The sequence below is a fragment of the Streptomyces sp. SID12501 genome (assembly GCF_010550245.1).
Classification (GTDB): Bacteria; Actinomycetota; Actinomycetes; order Streptomycetales; family Streptomycetaceae; genus Streptomyces.
Map to the genome: position 1 here is coordinate 1 of NZ_JAAGLU010000507.1, position 480 is coordinate 480.

The following is a 480-nucleotide window of genomic DNA, read 5'->3' on the forward strand; positions in this document are numbered from 1 at the left end:
GGTCCGGCGGCTGCACGTCCGTGATGAGGCCCCACTCGAACCGCGACCGCATCCGGTCCTCGAAGCCGTTGAGCTGCTTGGGCGGCAGGTCGGACGTGATCACGACCTGCTTGTTCGCGTTGTGCAGCGTGTTGAACGTGTGGAAGAACTCCTCCATCGTCTGTTCCTTGCCCTGCAGGAACTGGATGTCGTCGATCAGCAGGACGTCGACCTCGCGGTACCGACGCTGGAACGCGCCCGCCTTGCCCTCGCTGATGGAGTTGATGAAGTCGTTCGTGAACTCCTCGGAGTTAACGTAGCGCACCCGCACCGTCGGGTACAGGTTCTGCGCGTAGTGGCCGATCGCGTGCAGCAGGTGCGTCTTGCCCAGGCCCGAGTCGCCGTAGATGAACAGCGGGTTGTACGCCTTGGCCGGGGCCTCGGCCACCGCGACGGCCGCGGCGTGCGCGAACCGGTTGGACGACCCGATGACGAACGTCT

Annotated in this window: 1 protein-coding gene; it reads right to left on the minus strand. The window is 65.0% G+C overall.

The annotated features are described in order from the left end of the window. The coding region (locus tag G3I71_RS47010; RefSeq protein WP_164325073.1) for a DnaA/Hda family protein at window positions 1-480 on the minus strand (480 nt) is incomplete at both ends.